Source organism: Pseudomonas sp. TH31 (genome assembly GCF_016650815.1).
In the GTDB taxonomy this organism is placed as follows: Bacteria; Pseudomonadota; Gammaproteobacteria; order Pseudomonadales; family Pseudomonadaceae; genus Aquipseudomonas.
Genome location: NZ_JAEKEZ010000033.1, coordinates 135776 through 152987 on the forward strand (window position 1 = coordinate 135776; position 17212 = coordinate 152987).

Genomic DNA, 17212 nt, shown 5'->3' on the forward strand with positions numbered 1-17212 from the left:
ACCTCAGAGGTTCCAGCGTGGCGCAGTCCTGGCCAGGCGCTGGCGCATTTCTCCAATGTTGGCGGCCAGTTGCCGGGTCAATAAGCGGTAGCCATCCAGCGGACTGTAAACCGGCGCATCGAGGCTGGCGTCCGGCAGCTCCACCGGCCGATTGAGCCGCTGGGACGCCCCGGACTTCAAGGCCCGGGCCATGCCGACCAACTGCACCCGGATCTGTCGGTGTTCGGCCTTCAACGCCGTTTGCAACTGGGTCATCGCTTCTGGATCACTGGCGTCCGGTCGGGTATTGCCGAGGATTTCCAGTGTGCTGATGCACATCCGCAGATTGCGTTGGATGGCGTCCAGTTCGGTCATGGAAATCCGCACCTCCTTGGACACCGATGGCATCAGTGAACGCAGTTGCACCAACACCGCGTTCACACGGCCCATAAGCTTGAGGTGTTCGTCAGCGGAAACCGGTTGGCCGTTGATGATGCGCCCGTAAATGGTTGCGCAGTCGCGCAAGGCATCGGCCAGGTTGTAGCGCCAGGAGAACACCGCGTACAGCGGCAGGGCAAAGGAAAACGCCAGGGCCAGGGCGATGCCGATCAGAATATCGACCCCGCGCCACAACCCGTCAGTGACCGGGTTATCGCCATGCCCGGCGACAATGAACACGGTAATCGCCGACAACAGCGCCGTGTAACCACCCTTGCCGATGGCGTGATACGAGAAGAACCCGCACACCACCGACATCGCGAAATAAGTCAGCCATGGCATCCCGAGCCAGGCCTGTTGCGCCACCAGCAGCAAGCCGACCCCGGCACCGATCAAGGTGCCAATTGCCCGCTCGGCGGCTTTTTTGCCGATGTTGCCGTGGTGCTGCAAACCGCCGATCACCACCAGCATGGTCACCGACGCCCACTCGCCGTGGGGCAGGTGGATGCCGGTGGTCAGCAGGATCGTCGCCAGCAACCCCAGAGAAACCCGTACCGCGTGGATGACTCGGGCGTTTCGATAGCGCCGATAAGGGTCGAGTAACGGACGCAGTAATCGGCGCATCAGGGGGGCAGGCGATAGGCTTTCAGATCAGGTTTCCTCAGAAAATGTAATCAGTCGTCAGGAAGCTCGAATCGCGCCCGCGAATGATTTCGCTGATGAGCGCTTTGTTGCTGTCCTGGAACTTGGTCGCGACCAACGTCCGGATCGAAAACACCCGCAACGCATCATGTACCGACAGTGTGCCTTCGGCGGAGTTCTTGCGGCCGTTGAACGGGAAAGTGTCCGGGCCGCGCTGGCATTGGGCGTTGATGTTGATGCGCCCGACCTGATTGGCGAAGGTGTCGACCAATCGGCCAACTGCCACCGGGTTGGTGCCGAAGATACTCAGTTGCTGGCCGAAGTCCGACTCCAGGACGTAGTCGATCACCGTGTCCAGATGCCGGTAAGGCACGATCGGCACAACGGGGCCGAACTGCTCTTCCTGATAAACGCGCATCTGTGGGGTCACCGGGTACAGCACTGCCGGGTAGAAGAACGACGCGCGGGCCTCACCACCGTTGGGATTGACCACCGTGGCGCCTTTGCTGACCGCATCCGCCACTACCGAATGCAGGTATTCAACCTTGCTCGCTTCCGGCAGCGGCGTCAGCGCCACGCCGGTGTCCCACGGCATGCCGGGTTTGAGGGTGGCGAGTTTGGCGTTGAATTTCTCGATGAACGACTCGACCACGTCTTCGTGGACAAAGAGGATTTTCAGCGCGGTGCAGCGTTGGCCATTGAACGACAGTGAGCCGGTGAGTGCCTCGCTGACGGCGTTATCCAGGTCCACCTCGGGCAGCACGATGCCGGGGTTTTTCGCGTCCAGGCCCAGCGCGGCGCGCAAGCGGTGTGGTTTAGGGTGAAGTTTCTTCAGGTCGCTGGCCGCTTTGTTGGTGCCGATAAACGCGAAGATATCGATCTTGCCACTGGCCATCAGCGCGCTGACGGTTTCGCGGCCGCTGCCGTAGATCACGTTGATCACGCCGGTCGGGAAGCTGTCGCGGAAGGCTTCCAGCAGCGGGCGAATCAACAACACGCCAAGCTTGGCCGGTTTGAACACCACGGTGTTGCCCATGATCAGCGCCGGAATCAGCGTGGTGAAGGTTTCGTTCAGCGGGTAGTTGTAGGGCCCCATGCACAGCGCGACGCCCAGTGGCACGCGGCGGATCTGGCCAAGTGTGTCCTGTTCCAGTTCGAAACGGCTGGAGCGGCGGTCGAGTTCCTTGAGGGCGTTGATGGTGTCGACGATGTAATCGCAGGTGCGGTCGAACTCTTTTTCCGAGTCCTTGAGGTTCTTGCCGATTTCCCACATCAGCAACTTCACCACCGCCTCACGCTGCTGGCGCATACGCCCGAGGAAGGCTTCGACGTGTTGAATGCGCTCGGCCACGCGCATGGTCGGCCATAGGCCCTGGCCACGGTCGTAGGCGCGGACGGCGGCGTCGAGGGCGGTCAAGGCGGTTTCAGCATCCAGCAGCGGCGTGCTGCCGAGGATCACTTGTTCATCGCCATTCTCGCCGGTCAGGTACACCGGGCTGCGGACTTGGGCGAGAGGGCCGCTCCAGGTTCGCAGCTCGCCATCGACCAGGTATTCACGTTGCTCGGTCTGGCCGTCGAGGCGGTATTTTTCCGGGATGTCGCTGCTGTCGGGAAACAGATTGCCAAGGATGTGTGCTGTGGTCATGTCGCTACCCCGTGTGGATTCTGATGCACTGATGAATCGTTTTAGCAGACCTAGGCCTCGCTTGTCATGACTCATCTCAGGTGAGCGTTGCCTATTCAAGGTAGTCGCTGATGTTGCCGCGAGTGGCTTGTTCGACGCCGGCCCATTGTGGGAGCGGGCTTGCTCGCGAAGGCGGTGTGTCAGGCAACTTCAATACTGAATGACCCACCGCCTTCGCGAGCAAGCCCGCTCCCACCATATTTTACTGGCCTCAGAAGCCCCCTTAATGTCCGGCAATGCCCTCAATTCCGCCACGCGCATGGCTTAGTGTTGCCTCTCCTTGATCACAATAAAAAATGTGTATCCGGCTCACCGGAGCACCACACGAGAGGACTGCTATGCGGGCAAGCAGATCGACAAACAGTTATGCGGCGCTGCTGGTCTTCGCCGCGCTGCTCAGTGGCTGCGGTGAAGCACCCAAAACCCCGGACAGCCGCAGCGAGGCGGCCAGTGCGGCACCCACCGACGCCGCTCTGGCGCAGGTCTACGCCAACAGTTGCAAGCTCTGCCACGCCAATCCCGCCGCCGGGGCGCCGTTGACCGGTGACAAAAAAGCCTGGGAGCCGCGGGTGCTGCAAGGCGCCGATACGTTGCTTGATCACGCGATCAACGGCTACAACGGCATGCCGCCGATGGGAATGTGCATGCAGTGTTCCGAGCAAGAGTTCCTGGCACTGATTTCATATATGTCCGGTCAGTCCATCCAGCTATAAGAACGGCAGGTGCACTTCATGACAATGGGACTGACACGACGTCAGTTATTGCAACGGGCGAGCATCATCGGCGCCTTCACTGCGCTCGGTTCCAGCCCGGCGCTGGCCGACCTGCTGCGCGCACCGCGATTGATTCCCTGGCGCAACTGGTCCGGTGGCCAGAGTTGCCTGCCGGCGGCGCGGTTGGCCCCGAAAACCCTCGATGAACTGACCCAAGTGGTCCGCCAGGTCCCCGGCAAGATCCGCCCGGTCGGTTCGGCGCATTCATTCAGCGCCCTGGTGCCAACCGACGGCACGCTGTTGTCCATGAGCTATTTCACCGGACTGCTCGACCACGATCCCAATACCCTGCAGGCCGAGTTCGCCGCCGGCACGCCGATGTCACGCATGGGCACGCCGCTTAAGGACATCGGTCAGGCGCTGCAGAACATGGCCGACATCGACTATCAGACCCTCGCCGGCGCGATTTCCACCTCGACCCACGGCACCGGCAAGACCTTTCAATCCTACTCGGCCCACGTCTGTGGCCTGCAACTGGTAACCGCCAGCGGCGAAGTGCTCGACTGTGACAGCACCCATCATCCTGACGTGTTCAGCGCTGCACGGGTTTCCCTCGGGGCATTGGGCGTGGCGAGCAAAATACGCCTGCAAAATCGCCCGGCCTATCGTCTGAGAGAACGCCAGTGGATCGCCAAGACCGAAGAACTGCTGGAAGACATCAACAAAAATACCGAGGAAAACCAGCACTGGGAAATGCTCGTGGTGACCCATTCCGACTATGCCTTGTCGATTGCCCTGAACGAAACCACCGACCCGGCCACACCGCCGATCCCGGCCGATGAGGAGGGCGGCAACGAATTCGTGACCCTGATCGAGAAGATTGACAAGTACGGCAGCGACTTCCCCGACCTGCGCCGTACCATGCTCAACAACCTGCGCCATCTCGCCAGTTTCGATGACCGGGTCGGCGACTCGTTCGACATCTACGCCAACGTGCGCACGGTGCGTTTCAACGAGATGGAGTATTCGGTGCCGGCCGAACACGGCCCCGCTTGCCTGCGGGAAATCCTCAAGCTGATTCAGGACAAAGACCTGCGCACCTGGTTTCCCATCGAGTACCGCTACGTCAAAGCCGACGACATTCCCCTGAGCATGTTCGAAGGCCGCGATAGTTGTTCGATCTCGGTTCACCAGCACTACCAGATGGATCATCACAACTTCTTCGCCGCCGTCGAACCGATCTTCTGGAAGTACAACGGCCGGCCGCACTGGGGCAAGCTGCACACGCTCAACGCCCGGACGTTGCAGCCGTTGTACCCACGCTGGCGGGAATTCATTGAGGTGCGCCAGGCCCTCGACCCGAGCGGCAGGTTTCTCAACGCGCATTTGATGTCGATTCTGGGGATGAGCTGATGGCCGTGAACCGACGCAATTTTCTGCTTGGCAGCGTAGGCGTGGGCGCCTTGCTGGTTGGCGTTGGCGCATGGCTGCGACCGGGGGACAGGGGCGGACCGTACAGCGACTATTTCCGTGCGTTGAATCGTGAACTCAAGGACCACGGCACGATGCGCCCGGTGATGCTGATCGATCTGGATCGCCTGGATCACAACATCGACGTGGTGATGCAGTCGGTCCAGCGCGCGGGTAAACACCTGCGCCTGGTGGAGAAATCCCTGCCGGCACCGGGGCTGCTGACGTACATCGCCAAACGTGCCGGCACCCAGCGCTTGATGTCGTTCCACCAGCCGTTTCTCAACCATGACGCGGTGCAGTTTCCCGACGCCGACATTCTGCTCGGTAAACCGCTGCCGGTGCGTTCGGCACAGTTGTTTTACGAAACCCACAAAGGGCCGTTCGACCCGGCGCAGCAGTTGCAGTGGTTGCTCGACACCCCCGAGCGACTCCGGCAATACCTGGCACTTGCGCAAGGTCTGGGCACACGACTGCGGGTGAACATCGAGCTGGACGTCGGCTTGCATCGCGGCGGTGTCAGCGACCTGGGCGTGCTCGGGCAGATGCTGACGCTGATCAGCGCTCATCCACAACATCTGGAATTCGCTGGCTTCATGGGCTATGACCCGTTCGTGGGCATGGGCGTGCCGGGGATTCTTGGTTCACCCGAGGAGCTGTTCGCCAAGGTCATGCTGATCTACAACCGCTGTGTCGACTTCACCCGGCAGCAGTATCCGGGTTTGTGGCGTGAAGGCCTGACGCTCAATACCGCCGGCAGTCCGAGTTATCGCATGCACGAACAGGAACGCCTGAGCAGCGAAGTCTCGGTGGGCACGGCGATGCTCAAACCGACGCATTATGATTTGCCGTCACTGTTGGACCATGTGCCGGCGGCGTACATCGCCACGCCGGTGTTGAAAAGCACCGGGGCGGTGAACATTCCGGCGCTGGACGCCAAGTCGAAACTGTTCTCGTGGTGGGACGCCAATCAGCGCGAGACATTCTTCATTTACGGCGGCAACTGGATGGCCGAGTTCGAGTCGCCCCAGGGTTTGCAGAGTAACGGGGTGTATGGCCGCAGTTCGAACCAGGAAATGGTCAATGGCTCCGGCGCGGTCGGGTTGGTAGTGGAGGATCAGGTGTTCCTGCGCCCGACACAGACGGAGTCGGTGTTGCTGCAATTTGGTGATCTGCTGGCGGTGCGTGGCGGCAGGATTGTCGATACCTGGCCGGTCTACGCCTGAACACCGTCCAACTGTAGGAGCAAAGCTTGCTCGCGAAAGCGGCCTGTCAGTCAGCATCAATGTTGGATGTGCCACCGTCTTCGCGAGCAGGCTCGCTCCCACAAGGGTTCTTCGATAGGCACATGATGCTTGAACAGCCGAGATCAAAATGTGGGAGCGGGCTTGCTCGCCCACATTTGGAACTCGCCACACAGGCAGATCGCGGGTTAGAGTCAGGGGCCGCTCAAGGAAGAATCACCATGCCCACCACCGACCCGATCATCACCATCCAGCGCTTCAGCGAATCCCACATCGACGGTATCACCGCGCTTTACAACGATTCGGTCATTACCCGCCAAGTGCTGCAAATGCCGTTTCAATCCGCTGAGGTCTGGCGCAAACGCCTGGCGCCGGACAACGAACGCGTGGTGCAACTGGTGGCGCTGCATCAGGGGACGGTCATCGGCAATATCGGGCTGGAGCAGTTCTCGCGGATCCGCCGCAGCCACGCCGGGAACCTCGGCATGGGCGTAGCCGGTGAATGGCAAGGCAAAGGGGTCGGCTCGAAACTGCTGGCAACGGCGCTGGACATCGCCGACAACTGGATGAACCTGCGCCGGGTCGAGCTTTCGGTGTACGCCGATAACGAAGCGGCCATCGCGCTGTACCGCAAGTTCGGTTTTGAAGACGAAGGCCTGTTTCGCGACTACGCCGTGCGCGACGGTGTGCTGGTGGATGCCTTGAGCATGGCGCGTCTGCGCTCCACGCCCAAGGCCGGCTGACTCAGTTGTCCAGGGCGAACGCCACCGCCGCCTGCGCATGCAGTTCGGTGGTGTCGAACAGGGGCAGGGCGCTGTGCTCGGGTTTGATCAGCAAGGTGATTTCCGTGCAGCCAAGGATGATTGCCTGGGCGCCGCGCGCCGTCAGCGACTCGATGACTTGCTGGTAAACCTTGCGCGACGCCTCGCTGATCACCCCGACGCACAACTCGTCGTAAATGATCCGGTGCACGGCTTGGCGCTCTTCGACCTCTGGCACCAGCACCGTCAGCCCCATGGCTGCCAGACGATCCTTGAGAAAGTCCTGCTCCATGGTGAATGCGGTGCCCAGCAAGCCTACCTTAAGTGTCCCGGCCTCGACCGCCGCCTGGCCGGTCGGGTCGGCGATGTGCAGGAACGGAATGCCGATGGCGGCCTGAATCTGCCCGGCCACCTTGTGCATGGTGTTGGTACACAGCACCACGCACTCGGCGCCGCCGGCCTCCAGCCTGCGCGCGGCATCCACCAGAATCGCCGCCGCATCGCCCCAGCGCCCGGCATGCTGGGCCTGTTCGACAGGCCCGAAGTCGACGCTGTACATTAGCAATTGCGCCGAACGCAACGGCCCGAGTTGGTCACGGACTTGTTGGTTGATGAGGCGATAGTACTCGGCGCTGGACTCCCAGCTCATGCCGCCGATCAGGCCGATGGTGCGCATGCTGTGCTCCTGTTGTTGGCTACCCTTTGTCAGAGAGTCTCCCGTGGATTCGAGCGTCGATCTATCAGGAAATTTCACATGCTGAGCCAAAGCCTGCTGAGCGATACAGTTTGCCTGCAACTGCTGCCGCGTGCTGCTTACAGCGCACGGGATCCGGCGCAATGGCACACGCTTGGCGTGACGCTGGAGCCCCAGCAAGGCGTACATGCCATCGATTCGGATCATCGGGTGGACTTCGACACGCTGCCCGGCGTACTGGCGCATACCCCGGTCGGCGTCGAGGTGTTTTCCGAATCGGCCAGCGGCGGTGAATACCTGGTACTACGGATGGACGAACACTTCGCCCATCAATACGTGCCTTTGGTAAACCATCGCGTGCAGTCCGCCGGGAATGGCCGGGCGTTAGCGCTGGCGAGAGCGTTGCGGCGTTTGCTGCTGGCCCCGCAACCTGACCGGTTGGCCCTGGAACAAGGTGTGCTGGCGTTTGTCGGTCTGGCGGGTGTACCTGCCGAAAACGCGCAGAGGACCACGCCCCAGGCCTTCGCCCGAGTGCTGGATCAGATTGCCGGGCAGTTCCATCACCCCCTGAGCCTGGAACAGCTGGCCGTTACTTATGGACACAATGAATTGCGTTTTCTGCGCGACTTCACCCGTGCCATTGGCCTCACGCCCCACGCGTATCTGATTGAGGTCAGGCTGCAGGCCGCGCGCCGACTGATCGAACAGACGGATCTGCCCCTGGCCAGCATCGCCCAGGACGCAGGCTTCGCCCATCAGTCGCACATGGGCAGCGCCTTTCGTAAACACCTGGCCATGACCCCCAGCCAGTACCGCTCACGCTTTTAGTCGTACGCCGGTGGCGCGCATCTGCCATGCTCAAAGTCCGCAGCACTGCTTCAACCATAGGAACACCGCAATGGACGACGTACAGCAACTGGGTGAGATGCTTCGCCACTACGCAGAAAGCGAAGCGCACAAGAAGCAATTGTTTGAGTCGCAATCGGCCGTGTGGGCGACGCGCATTGGTGAGCTGTTCGATCAGATCCAGCACTGGCTGGAACCGGTCCAGGCACCGAATCTGCTGGAAGTGAGCCGTGAGGTGTACGTCGCCTCGGTGCCGAGCGTGCCGGTCGAGACTTCGACCTTCAAGACCGAGAAGCTGACGGTGGTGATTGCCGGTAAACCGGTGGAGTTTGTGCCGGATGTGATGGGGGCGGGTGGTCAGATTTCACTGGCGGTGATGGGCCTGACGGCCGCGCGTTACGGCAGCATTTCGCTGGTGTGCCTGCCGCCATCCGCGAGCTGGCAGTGGCGCAAGACCAACGGCCTGAAAGACCCGGATACGTTCAGCTTTGATGCGAATTTTTTGGCGTTGCAGTTACAGAGTCTGATTCCGCGCGAACGCGGCTGATCTTTCTGAGCGAGCGCGAACCCCTGTGGGAGCGAGCCTGCTCGCGATGGCGGAGGGTCAGTCAACATGGATGTTGAATGCTAAACCGCTATCGCGAGCAAGCTCGCTCCCACATTGATCGGCGTTGCGTCAAATTTCCAGGTCGCCCCAACCAGATTTAGCTTCCTCCGGCGCCACCGCCTTCACCGTCTTGCCCGTCGCCAATTCCACCCGCCTTGCCACCTCCGGGTCATCGGCAAACGGGATCAAGCTCGCATCCTCCAGGCTCTGCGCCGTCTGATGCTTCAAGCAATATTCGATGGCCAGCCAGAACCCGATAACCCCGAACAGATTCAACATCATCTCGATCATCTCAAGCTCCTTGCCTCAGGCAATCTGCGCTTCACGCTCGGCCATCACCACGTCCGCCACCCGAACCGTGCGCCAGCAGTTGTAAGCCATCAGCAGCATGCCGCTGAGGAAGAACACCCCGCCGGCAAACCGCACCACAAACCCTGGATGGCTGGCCTGCAAGGCCTCGACGAAGGAGTAAGTCAGCGTGCCGTCGTCGTTGATCGCGCGCCACATCAGGCCTTGGGTGATGCCGTTGACCCACATCGACGCGATGTAGAGCACGGTGCCGATGGTCGCCAGCCAGAAGTGCAGGTTGATCAGCGGCGTGCTGAACATCTGCTCGCGGCCGAAGACTTTCGGCACCATGTGGTAAATCGCGCCGAAGGTGATCATCGCTACCCAACCCAAAGCACCCGCGTGAACGTGGCCGATGGTCCAGTCGGTATAGTGGGAGAGGGCGTTCACCGTCTTGATCGCCATCATCGGCCCTCGAACGTAGACATGCCGTAGAAGGCCAGCGACAGCACCAGGAAACGCAGGATCGGATCGGTGCGCAACTTATGCCAGGCGCCCGAGAGCGTCATCATCCCGTTGATCATCCCGCCCCAGCTTGGCGCCAGCAGGATCAGCGACATCGCCATGCCCAGCGACTGCGCCCAGTCCGGCAGCGCGGTGTAGTGCAAGTGGTGCGGGCCAGCCCAGATGTACAGGGTGATCAGCGCCCAGAAATGCACGATCGACAACCGATACGAGTACACCGGCCGTCCGACCTGTTTTGGCACGAAGTAGTACATCATCCCCAGGAATCCGGTGGTCAGGAAGAAACCCACCGCGTTGTGCCCGTACCACCACTGCACCATGGCATCGGTGGCCCCGGAATACACCGGATACGACTTGAACCAGCCCACCGGAATCGACAGGTGATTGACCACGTGCAGCATGGCGATCACCACGATGAACGCGCCGAAAAACCAGTTGCCGACGTAGATGTGCCTGGTCTTGCGCTGCACCACGGTGGTGAAGAACACGATGGCGTAGGCGACCCAGACCACGGTCATCCACACCGCACCGGAGAACTCGATCTCGGCGTATTCCTTGGTGGTGGTGTAGCCCAGCGGCAAGGAGATCAGCATCACCACGATCACCGATTGCCAGCCCCAGAAGGTGAACGCTGCGAGCTTGTCCGAGAACAGCCGCACCTGGCAGGTGCGCTGCACCGCGTAGTAACTGGCGGCGAATTGTGCGCTGCCGGCAAAGCCGAAAATCACCAGGCTGGTGTGCAGCGGACGCAAGCGGCCGAAGGTGGTCCACGGCAGATCGAGGTTCATCTCGGGCCACACCAGTTGCGAGGCGATAAACACCCCCATTGCCATCCCCACGACGCCCCAAACAATGGTTGCCACGATGAATTGGCGGACGACCTTGTAGTTATAGGCCTGTCCGATTGTTGCTGTGCTCATGGTCAGTTCATCCATGCAAAGTCTCGCCAGGCCACCCGGTCTGGCATGGGATGCACTGTAGAAACCCTGCCAGAAACAAAACAGACTCAGGAAAACTAGATTTATGCGGATCAGATGCGAGGCATGCCTGCGGCCATCTGCCGCGCTCTGATACGGTTTTTTAGGTTTCAGGTGGATCTGTAACGTGCTGCGCCGTAGGTCCATCATACTCACCACAAAGCCCCCTGTAGCAGCTGTCGAGCACCGCGAGGCAGCGTTCGGCGCGGGCCGCTATGGGCCGAGCCTCCTCAGGGAGTGTTTTTGCTTGGGGAGGTGATAGCATTTTGGTAGAGTCCGCGCACTCAGCGATTTTTTTGGCTGCATGGACGAAATCAAGAAGGGAGTCTGGCGTTGTGAGTTTCGGCAAGAAGATTTTAGGGTTGACGGCATTTTTACTGATGTTGACCCTGTGGGGCGGTTACTTCTACGTGTTCCAGGAAAACCGCGGCGGGCAGTTGGGCGGCGCCTATGACAGCACCGCCTGGTGCGGCACGCCACCGTCCGCCGACGCGCTGGCGCTGGGCAAGGACCAGTTGACCCTGCGCATCACCAACAACCTGCGCGGCGAGTTTATGCTCGGTGGCTCGATCATCGTTTCCGAGCGCACCTTTAACCGCTACGACCTGGGCCGCAATGAACTGCGCCTGCGTCTGGAGCCGTTGCCGTGGTCCTACGGCGCCACGCCGATCTTCCTCGAGCAGGTCAGGATCAAACCCCTGAGCCGCAATCTCGCCTCGGACAACAGAAGTGCCTACGCCGAACTCGAGTCGCGACCGATCGGCGTCCAGGGAGGGTCACCGAGTTTCCCTTCGACACCTACCGCTACGGCTACAAACCGGTGCTCTATTACCTCAAGGGCAACGAACGCATCGACCTGCGTTTCCGTCACATCACCACCCTGATGGAGATGTCGAACACCTTTACGCCGATCCAGAAGTACAACCGCGTCGAGTACGTCAACGAGAAAAACTCGATGGTTCGCGATGAGGATTACAAGCCATATGCGGCCAACGAATGCGCGTTCAGCGTCGAGCGCAAGGGCTCGTTCAAGGTGATTGTCCTGCTGTTGTTGCTGGTGATTTGCTTGCCGCTCATGCACGTGTTTTATCGCGATGAACCGGGTATCGACTTCCTGGCCACACTGGTGGGGATTGGTGCGATAAGGGTGCTGCTGGTGGGGCCGTTGCAGGATTTCCAGCTGTACAACATCGACTTCCTGTTTGGCGCGGCGATTCTGCTGGTGGGGACGGTGTCGTTGATCAAGGCGATGCGGGCCAATAGTCGGCGCGAATTGGCGGCTAAGAGTGGGTCGTCCTGGTGATTTGCAGTTCAGGGATGTGTGGTGGCTGAACTGACGAAGGCGATCTATCAGGCAGCATTTCACTCCCCGACAAACCACCGGTAATACGGATTCCCCCCATCCCCCAGCATCACCTCGCGAATGTCCCGCGCCCAGGCATCACGGTTACCATCGTAAGCATGCAAACTCGCCCGATAAAACTGCATCAAGCGTTGGTGGTGCGCGTTCATTTGCTCGTTGAACCCGGTGGCTGAACCGATACCCACGTCCTGCAAAGTGCTGCGAACGCTGTCCTGCTGGAAGCGCTGGTGGATTTTCTGCGCATCCAGTTCAATCGGCTCCCTCGAACGCACCAGCAGCATTTCGTGGAACTCATGACCGTCGGGCTGCACCCCGCCGCCAGCAATGGCCGAGAAACGCAGTTCCTATCCATGAAAGCTGCTCCGGTCATGGTCGTTTTATTGTGTGTTTTGTTGCTGTCGCATTTATTGGCTAATCGGTGTCAACGGCGGAATCTTCCACTGACCGTTGACCACTTCCGGCTTAGGCAGGTACAGGCGCAGCACTGAGTAGAACGGCCCGTGCGGTGCCGGCAGCCAGTTGCTTTTCTTGCCATCCACCGGCTCCGAATGCTGCACATACAGGGTCAGCCCGCCGTCGGCATCGCGCTTGAGCCTGGGCAACATCCGCGAATTGATCAGGTAGCGCTTCATGTGGTTGGCCACCAGCAACTTGGTCTTGCCGTCGTACAGGGTCAGCGACCAGAAGGCGTCGGCCGGTGGCAGCTCGTCCTTGTTGAAGTGCAGGGTGTAGCTGTGGCGGGCGCCGTTGAGTGGTTTGCCCTGGTTGTCGACAAAGTAGCCGATATAATTCGCCTCTTCGGCGGAGTTGCCGAAGATCCCGACATTGGCGCCGACGTAGCGATACAGGTAGTTGCCGTTCAGGTGATCGCGCGTGCCGAAGAAGTCGCCGCTGGTGACCTGGTGCGTGTCGATCTTGTCCTTTTTGAACTGGGCGAACTCGGCCTTGCCGTCGGCGATGCCGTCGTCCAGTGCCTTGCGTTGTTCGGCGCTCAGGTCGCTGACTTTGAACGGCTGGCCACCGACGATGCCGATCTTGGCGAAGCGTGCCAGCAGGTCTTTTTCCACGTCCTGGGGCGGGGCGAAACCCAGCATGAAGTTGAGGTAGCGGAACAGCTCAGGGCTGTCGCTCATCGTCGGGGTGGGTTTGGGCCAATCGACTTTTGGCGCGGCAGGTGGCGCTGGTTGCTTGAGGTACTGGCTGAGGGTTTGCACCTTGTAGGCGTTCTGGATCAGCTTGACCTTGTTCAGGTCGGCATTGTCGAACAGCTGCGTGCGATACAGCGCGTAGGCAATGTTGCTTTCACTGCGCACCAGCCGATCGATGTTCACCGGTTGCTGGCCCTGCCAGTCCGGGCCGGCAATCATGAAGGTGCCGCCCTTGTTGCCGGTGCTGCGGGTGCCCAGGTACCCAAAGTTTTGCGTGTAGAGGTCGATCAACTGCACCGAGTAGTAACGGTTTTCTGCAATGGGCGGCAGGGTCAGCACCACGGGTTCCGTGCGCAGGTCCATCCAGACGAAGGAGTAGGGCGTGTCGGAGTTAGGGGTGACAAATGCAGTGTCCGCGGGCGTGAACACCTTGGTGGTGTTGCCGATCTTGTTAAACGGTGCCTTGAAATTCGGCCCGCTCTTGTCCACGGCTTGGGTGTAGAGGGTCTTGTACATCTCCACTACCGGGAAGCCGTACAGGTAGGCTTCCCTGGCGAGGCCGCGGGCCTCTTCAGGCGTGGCGCTGAAATCCGCCCAGGCACTGCAACTGAGCAGTAACGAGAGGCTTGCAAGCATCAGGCGTGGGGCTTTTTCAAACTGCATGGTGTGTCCTTTTTGTGTAATGCCAGTCAGTTGAGACTGAACACAGAACCCTTTGTGGGAGCGAGCCTGCTCGCGATGACGGTTGTCCATTCAACACATCTATTGCCTGCCAATAAGCCATCGCGAGCAGGCTCGCTCCCACAGGTTGCTGATTGATGTCAGGCATCGATCGTTATTCCACTACTTTGATGTCATCGAGTTTCCAGCTCTTGTCGACATACGCTTCAGTCGGCGCATACAGCCGTGAGTAGCTGGACGAGTGCTGCCCCGGCGGGGTTTGTACCCCGATTTCCCGTGCCTGCGCTTGAGCGCCAACACCACAACTGGCGAACATCGCCATCACACTGAACCCTGCCGCACGAAGTGAAATATGCATATGAGTGTCCTTATTTGCCGAACGTGACGTTGATCCCGGCGAACAGCGTGAACTGCGGCAAACCATCGCCTTTGCGTTCCACGGTCCATTGGGGTTCTACGAAGGTGTTGATAATGTTGCTCCCGGATTTCCAGACCTTGCCGCCACCCAACCCGATAGGGATGTAATGGGTGTCGTTCTTCAGGTCAAAGGTCCAGGTCCCGGTCGAGCGCAGGTGCCAGCCCTTGGCCAGGTTTGGTATGAACATTGGTATCGTAGAGCCTGGGCGTGTAGTAATCCTGCAAGTTGGCGCCGGGCGCCAGGTTCAACGGGTTGTTACTCTTGTTGGCTTCCTCGGCGTTATCCGCCTGAGCACAAATGGCAGACGCCATGAGTGACACCAGCAAAAGTGCGTGCGCTCCTGGATTTTTCGACATGATTCCCCCGGTTCCTTGGTGGCTCAGTGGACGAACTCGGCCATATGCTTGGCCTTTACTGCGTAATCTCTTTTCGATCAAGCCTGTAGGACACGTCAGTTGACGCTAGCAGCTAACCAAGAGTTAGCCAGCCAAAAGGTTTTATTCTTTCGTTATGTGTACGTGTTCTCGTTATTTCTGTGAACTGGAAAGTTAAATCGAATCAGGAGGTTGGCGGCGGGGTGTGAGCTTCCAGTCAGGTTAAAGCGCAGGCAGAGGCACAAATGTTATGCGCTCAGACGTTTCATTGTGGGAGCGAGCCTGCTCGCGAAAGCGGTCGATCAGTCATAGATGTTTTGGCTGACACGCCTCCATCGCGAGCAGGCTTGCTCCCACAGGGGGGGTTACCTATTCAGGTAGTTGGATCTTGTCCAGCATCGGCCAACATCAGTTCTTCTTCGCCTGTGCCCTCAGTCGTTCTTCCTGTTCGCGCAACTGCGGTGTGAACTCGGCACCGAAATCCTCGGCCTCGAACATTTGGCGAATCTCGATTTCGGCCTCTGTGCCCGGCATAGGATTGGGGCAGCGCTTGACCCACTCGATCGCTTCCTCTTTCGATTTCACCTGCCATATCCAATAACCGCCGATCAACTCCTTGGTTTCGGCAAACGGACCGTCAAGCACCGTGCGCTTACTGCCTGAGAAGCGTACACGGGCGCCTTTGCTGCTGGGTTGCAGGCCGTCGCATGATAGGAGGATGCCAGCCTTGGCCAGTTCTTCGTTGTAGTTGCCCATCGCGGTCAGCAGCTCTTCGCTGGGCATCACGCCAGCCTCGGAACTCTGGCTGGCTTTCACAATGATCATGAATCGCATGGTTTTATCTCCATTGCAGGTGAGTGATTCGCTACCTAGTCGAATGGCCGTTTCCTGAATCGACAACGTTGCCAACAAAATTTAGCAGCACACCCGTATCCCGGTAGGAGCTGCCGAAGGCTGCGATCTTTTGATTTTGATTTTGATCTTGATCTTTAAAAGAAAAATCAAAAGATCGCAGCCTTCGGCAGCTCCTACAGGGTGTGTCGGGGTTGAGCGCGGTGGTAGGCTGCGCCTTTCCTGGACAATGGAATGTCTGTCAATCATGCCCGTGCTGCAACTCACCACCCTGATCCCTGATCGCACGCCCACCCAAGTCCTCGATTTCTGCCTGGAAGGCGTCAACTTCCCGAAGATCTTCCCCGAGCGTGTCACGGCGCTGGGCGATATCGACCCGAACAATCTGCGTATCGAGGCCGGGCGCCAGTTTCGCTTTCGGCACTGGATGTTCAACGTCATTCCTTCGAACTGGACGGTGGTAATTCGTGAAGTCGGGGAAACGCATTTCATCGATGAAATGCTCAAGGGGCCGATGGCTGCCTTTCGTCATGAACACCGGGTGGCGGCGGGAGAGGGCGGTACGCTGTACACCGACCGCGTGACGTATGCGGCTATTGGTGGCGCGCCATTGGAGTGGTTGCTGGTCAACGGCTACATGCGGCGGATTTTCGAGGCTCGGCATCGCAATATGTTGCGGTTGCTCGCCTGAACACGCTCCCTGTAGGAGCAAGGCCTGCCCGCGAAGAACGATAACGCGGTCAGCCTGTTGCACTGCGGCGCGTCCTTCGCGGGCAAGTCGGAACGCCGCCCGCACGCTCCTACAGGGTTTTTGTGTCATTTGTGCGAGTTGTATCCAATTTCAGCACCAACATTTTGCAATTTGTATCTGGGCATAGGTCGTCGGACAGTTTCGTGGTTAACTTCGGCCTCTTCAAATTTCCAACAACACTTCCAGAAGGACTCCGTTCATGGCTCAAGTCACTCTTAAAGGCAACCCGGTTCAAGTCAACGGCCAACTGCCACAAGCCGGTTCCAAGGCTCCAGCCTTTTCCCTGGTTGCCGGCAATCTGTCCGACGTAACCCTGGCGAGCTTCGCCGGCAAGCGCAAAGTGCTGAACATCTTCCCAAGCGTCGATACCCCGACCTGCGCGACTTCGGTTCGCAAGTTCAACGCCCAGGCCAATGACGTCGCCAACACCGTCGTGCTGTGCATTTCCGCTGACCTGCCGTTCGCCCAGGCACGCTTCTGCGGCGCTGAAGGCCTGGAAAACGTTCAGAACCTGTCGACCCTGCGCGGCGCCGAGTTCATCGAAAACTACGGTGTGGCCATTGCTGACGGCCCGCTCAAAGGCCTGACCGCCCGTGCCGTCGTGGTACTGGACGAAAACGACAACGTGCTGCACAGCGAACTCGTTAAAGAAATTGCAGAAGAGCCTGATTACGCAGCGGCCCTCGCCGTTCTGAAGTAAGCGGCTTTACAATTGTTAACGGCCTGGCTCTGTCCAGGCCGTTTTCATTTGTGCTTC

The 17212-nt window shown here is 59.6% G+C and carries 15 protein-coding genes and 4 pseudogenes; 9 read left to right on the forward strand and 10 right to left on the reverse strand.

Translation table 11 applies throughout. The features are described from left to right. Positions 1 to 3: 3 nt before the first annotated feature. The gene (locus JFV26_RS26320; protein WP_201196450.1) at positions 4 to 1041 is read right to left on the reverse strand and encodes an FUSC family protein; all 1038 of its coding nucleotides are present in this window, start codon (positions 1039 to 1041) and stop codon (positions 4 to 6) included. Positions 1042 to 1078: 37 nt separating this feature from the next. Beyond that, entirely contained in the window at positions 1079 to 2704 is a 1626-nt protein-coding gene (locus tag JFV26_RS26325) for an NADP-dependent glyceraldehyde-3-phosphate dehydrogenase (RefSeq protein WP_201196452.1), read from the reverse strand. Positions 2705 to 3081: 377 nt separating this feature from the next. Here JFV26_RS26325 and JFV26_RS26330 point away from each other — a divergent pair, with 377 nt between their 5' ends. From JFV26_RS26330 to JFV26_RS26345, 4 genes are all read left to right on the forward strand, one after another. Next, on the forward strand, positions 3082 to 3456 hold the full coding sequence (locus JFV26_RS26330; protein ID WP_201196454.1) for a c-type cytochrome: 375 nt from the start codon (positions 3082 to 3084) through the stop codon (positions 3454 to 3456). 18 nt (positions 3457 to 3474) lie between these two features. Further along, positions 3475 to 4869 carry a D-arabinono-1,4-lactone oxidase gene (locus JFV26_RS26335; protein WP_446739948.1) on the forward strand — a complete coding sequence of 465 codons (1395 nt, stop codon included), beginning with the start codon at positions 3475 to 3477 and terminating at the stop codon, positions 4867 to 4869. A 74-nt stretch (positions 4870 to 4943) separates the two neighbouring features. Further along, on the forward strand, positions 4944 to 6152 hold the full coding sequence (locus JFV26_RS26340) for a DSD1 family PLP-dependent enzyme (RefSeq protein ID WP_201197005.1): 1209 nt from the start codon (positions 4944 to 4946) through the stop codon (positions 6150 to 6152). A gap of 239 nt (positions 6153 to 6391) precedes the next feature. Continuing rightward, entirely contained in the window at positions 6392 to 6913 is a 522-nt protein-coding gene (locus JFV26_RS26345; protein WP_201196456.1) for a GNAT family N-acetyltransferase, read from the forward strand. Between the two features lies 1 nt (position 6914). Here JFV26_RS26345 and JFV26_RS26350 read toward each other — a convergent pair whose 3' ends face one another. Beyond that, a complete protein-coding gene (locus JFV26_RS26350; protein ID WP_201196458.1) occupies positions 6915 to 7607 on the reverse strand; it encodes an aspartate/glutamate racemase family protein in 693 nt (230 codons plus the stop codon). Between the two features lie 78 nt (positions 7608 to 7685). On the opposite strand from JFV26_RS26350, the gene JFV26_RS26355 reads away from it, so the two are divergent. Next, positions 7686 to 8453, forward strand: a complete 768-nt coding sequence (locus JFV26_RS26355) for a helix-turn-helix domain-containing protein (RefSeq protein ID WP_201196459.1) — start codon at positions 7686 to 7688, stop codon at positions 8451 to 8453. Positions 8454 to 8523: 70 nt separating this feature from the next. Next, complete coding sequence (locus JFV26_RS26360) at positions 8524 to 9018, forward strand: hypothetical protein (protein ID WP_201196461.1); 495 nt, start codon at positions 8524 to 8526, stop codon at positions 9016 to 9018. Between the two features lie 129 nt (positions 9019 to 9147). On the opposite strand, the gene JFV26_RS26365 is transcribed toward JFV26_RS26360, so the two are convergent. Further along, positions 9148 to 9369 (reverse strand): cbb3-type cytochrome c oxidase subunit 3, encoded by a 222-nt coding sequence (locus tag JFV26_RS26365; protein WP_201196463.1) that lies wholly within the window; start codon positions 9367 to 9369, stop codon positions 9148 to 9150. A gap of 15 nt (positions 9370 to 9384) precedes the next feature. Then, a pseudogene (gene ccoN, locus JFV26_RS26370) lies at positions 9385 to 10811 on the reverse strand (cytochrome-c oxidase, cbb3-type subunit I). 392 nt (positions 10812 to 11203) lie between these two features. Between ccoN and JFV26_RS26375 the strand changes: the two are divergent. Continuing rightward, positions 11204 to 12171, forward strand: a pseudogene (locus JFV26_RS26375) (hypothetical protein). 59 nt (positions 12172 to 12230) lie between these two features. Here the strand turns inward: JFV26_RS26375 and JFV26_RS26380 are convergent. The 5 genes and pseudogenes from JFV26_RS26380 to JFV26_RS26400 form a co-directional block, all read right to left on the reverse strand. Then, positions 12231 to 12524 (reverse strand): annotated as a pseudogene (locus tag JFV26_RS26380) (hypothetical protein); the annotation flags it as partial. Between the two features lie 111 nt (positions 12525 to 12635). After that, positions 12636 to 14042 carry a DUF1254 domain-containing protein gene (locus tag JFV26_RS26385; RefSeq protein ID WP_201196465.1) on the reverse strand — a complete coding sequence of 469 codons (1407 nt, stop codon included), beginning with the start codon at positions 14040 to 14042 and terminating at the stop codon, positions 12636 to 12638. Between the two features lie 172 nt (positions 14043 to 14214). After that, positions 14215 to 14418, reverse strand: coding sequence for a hypothetical protein (locus JFV26_RS26390; RefSeq protein ID WP_201197023.1), 204 nt, complete (start codon positions 14416 to 14418; stop codon positions 14215 to 14217). Between the two features lie 10 nt (positions 14419 to 14428). Then, positions 14429 to 14834: pseudogene (locus JFV26_RS26395) on the reverse strand (hypothetical protein). Positions 14835 to 15260: 426 nt separating this feature from the next. Further along, complete coding sequence (locus JFV26_RS26400; protein WP_201196467.1) at positions 15261 to 15686, reverse strand: YciI family protein; 426 nt, start codon at positions 15684 to 15686, stop codon at positions 15261 to 15263. Between the two features lie 265 nt (positions 15687 to 15951). Between JFV26_RS26400 and JFV26_RS26405 the strand changes: the two genes are divergently transcribed. Both JFV26_RS26405 and tpx read left to right on the forward strand, forming a co-directional pair. Then, the gene (locus JFV26_RS26405) at positions 15952 to 16395 is read left to right on the forward strand and encodes an SRPBCC family protein (protein WP_201196469.1); all 444 of its coding nucleotides are present in this window, start codon (positions 15952 to 15954) and stop codon (positions 16393 to 16395) included. A 259-nt stretch (positions 16396 to 16654) separates the two neighbouring features. Next, the gene (gene tpx / locus JFV26_RS26410; RefSeq protein ID WP_201196470.1) at positions 16655 to 17155 is read left to right on the forward strand and encodes a thiol peroxidase; all 501 of its coding nucleotides are present in this window, start codon (positions 16655 to 16657) and stop codon (positions 17153 to 17155) included. The last annotated feature ends 57 nt before the right edge of the window (positions 17156 to 17212 follow it).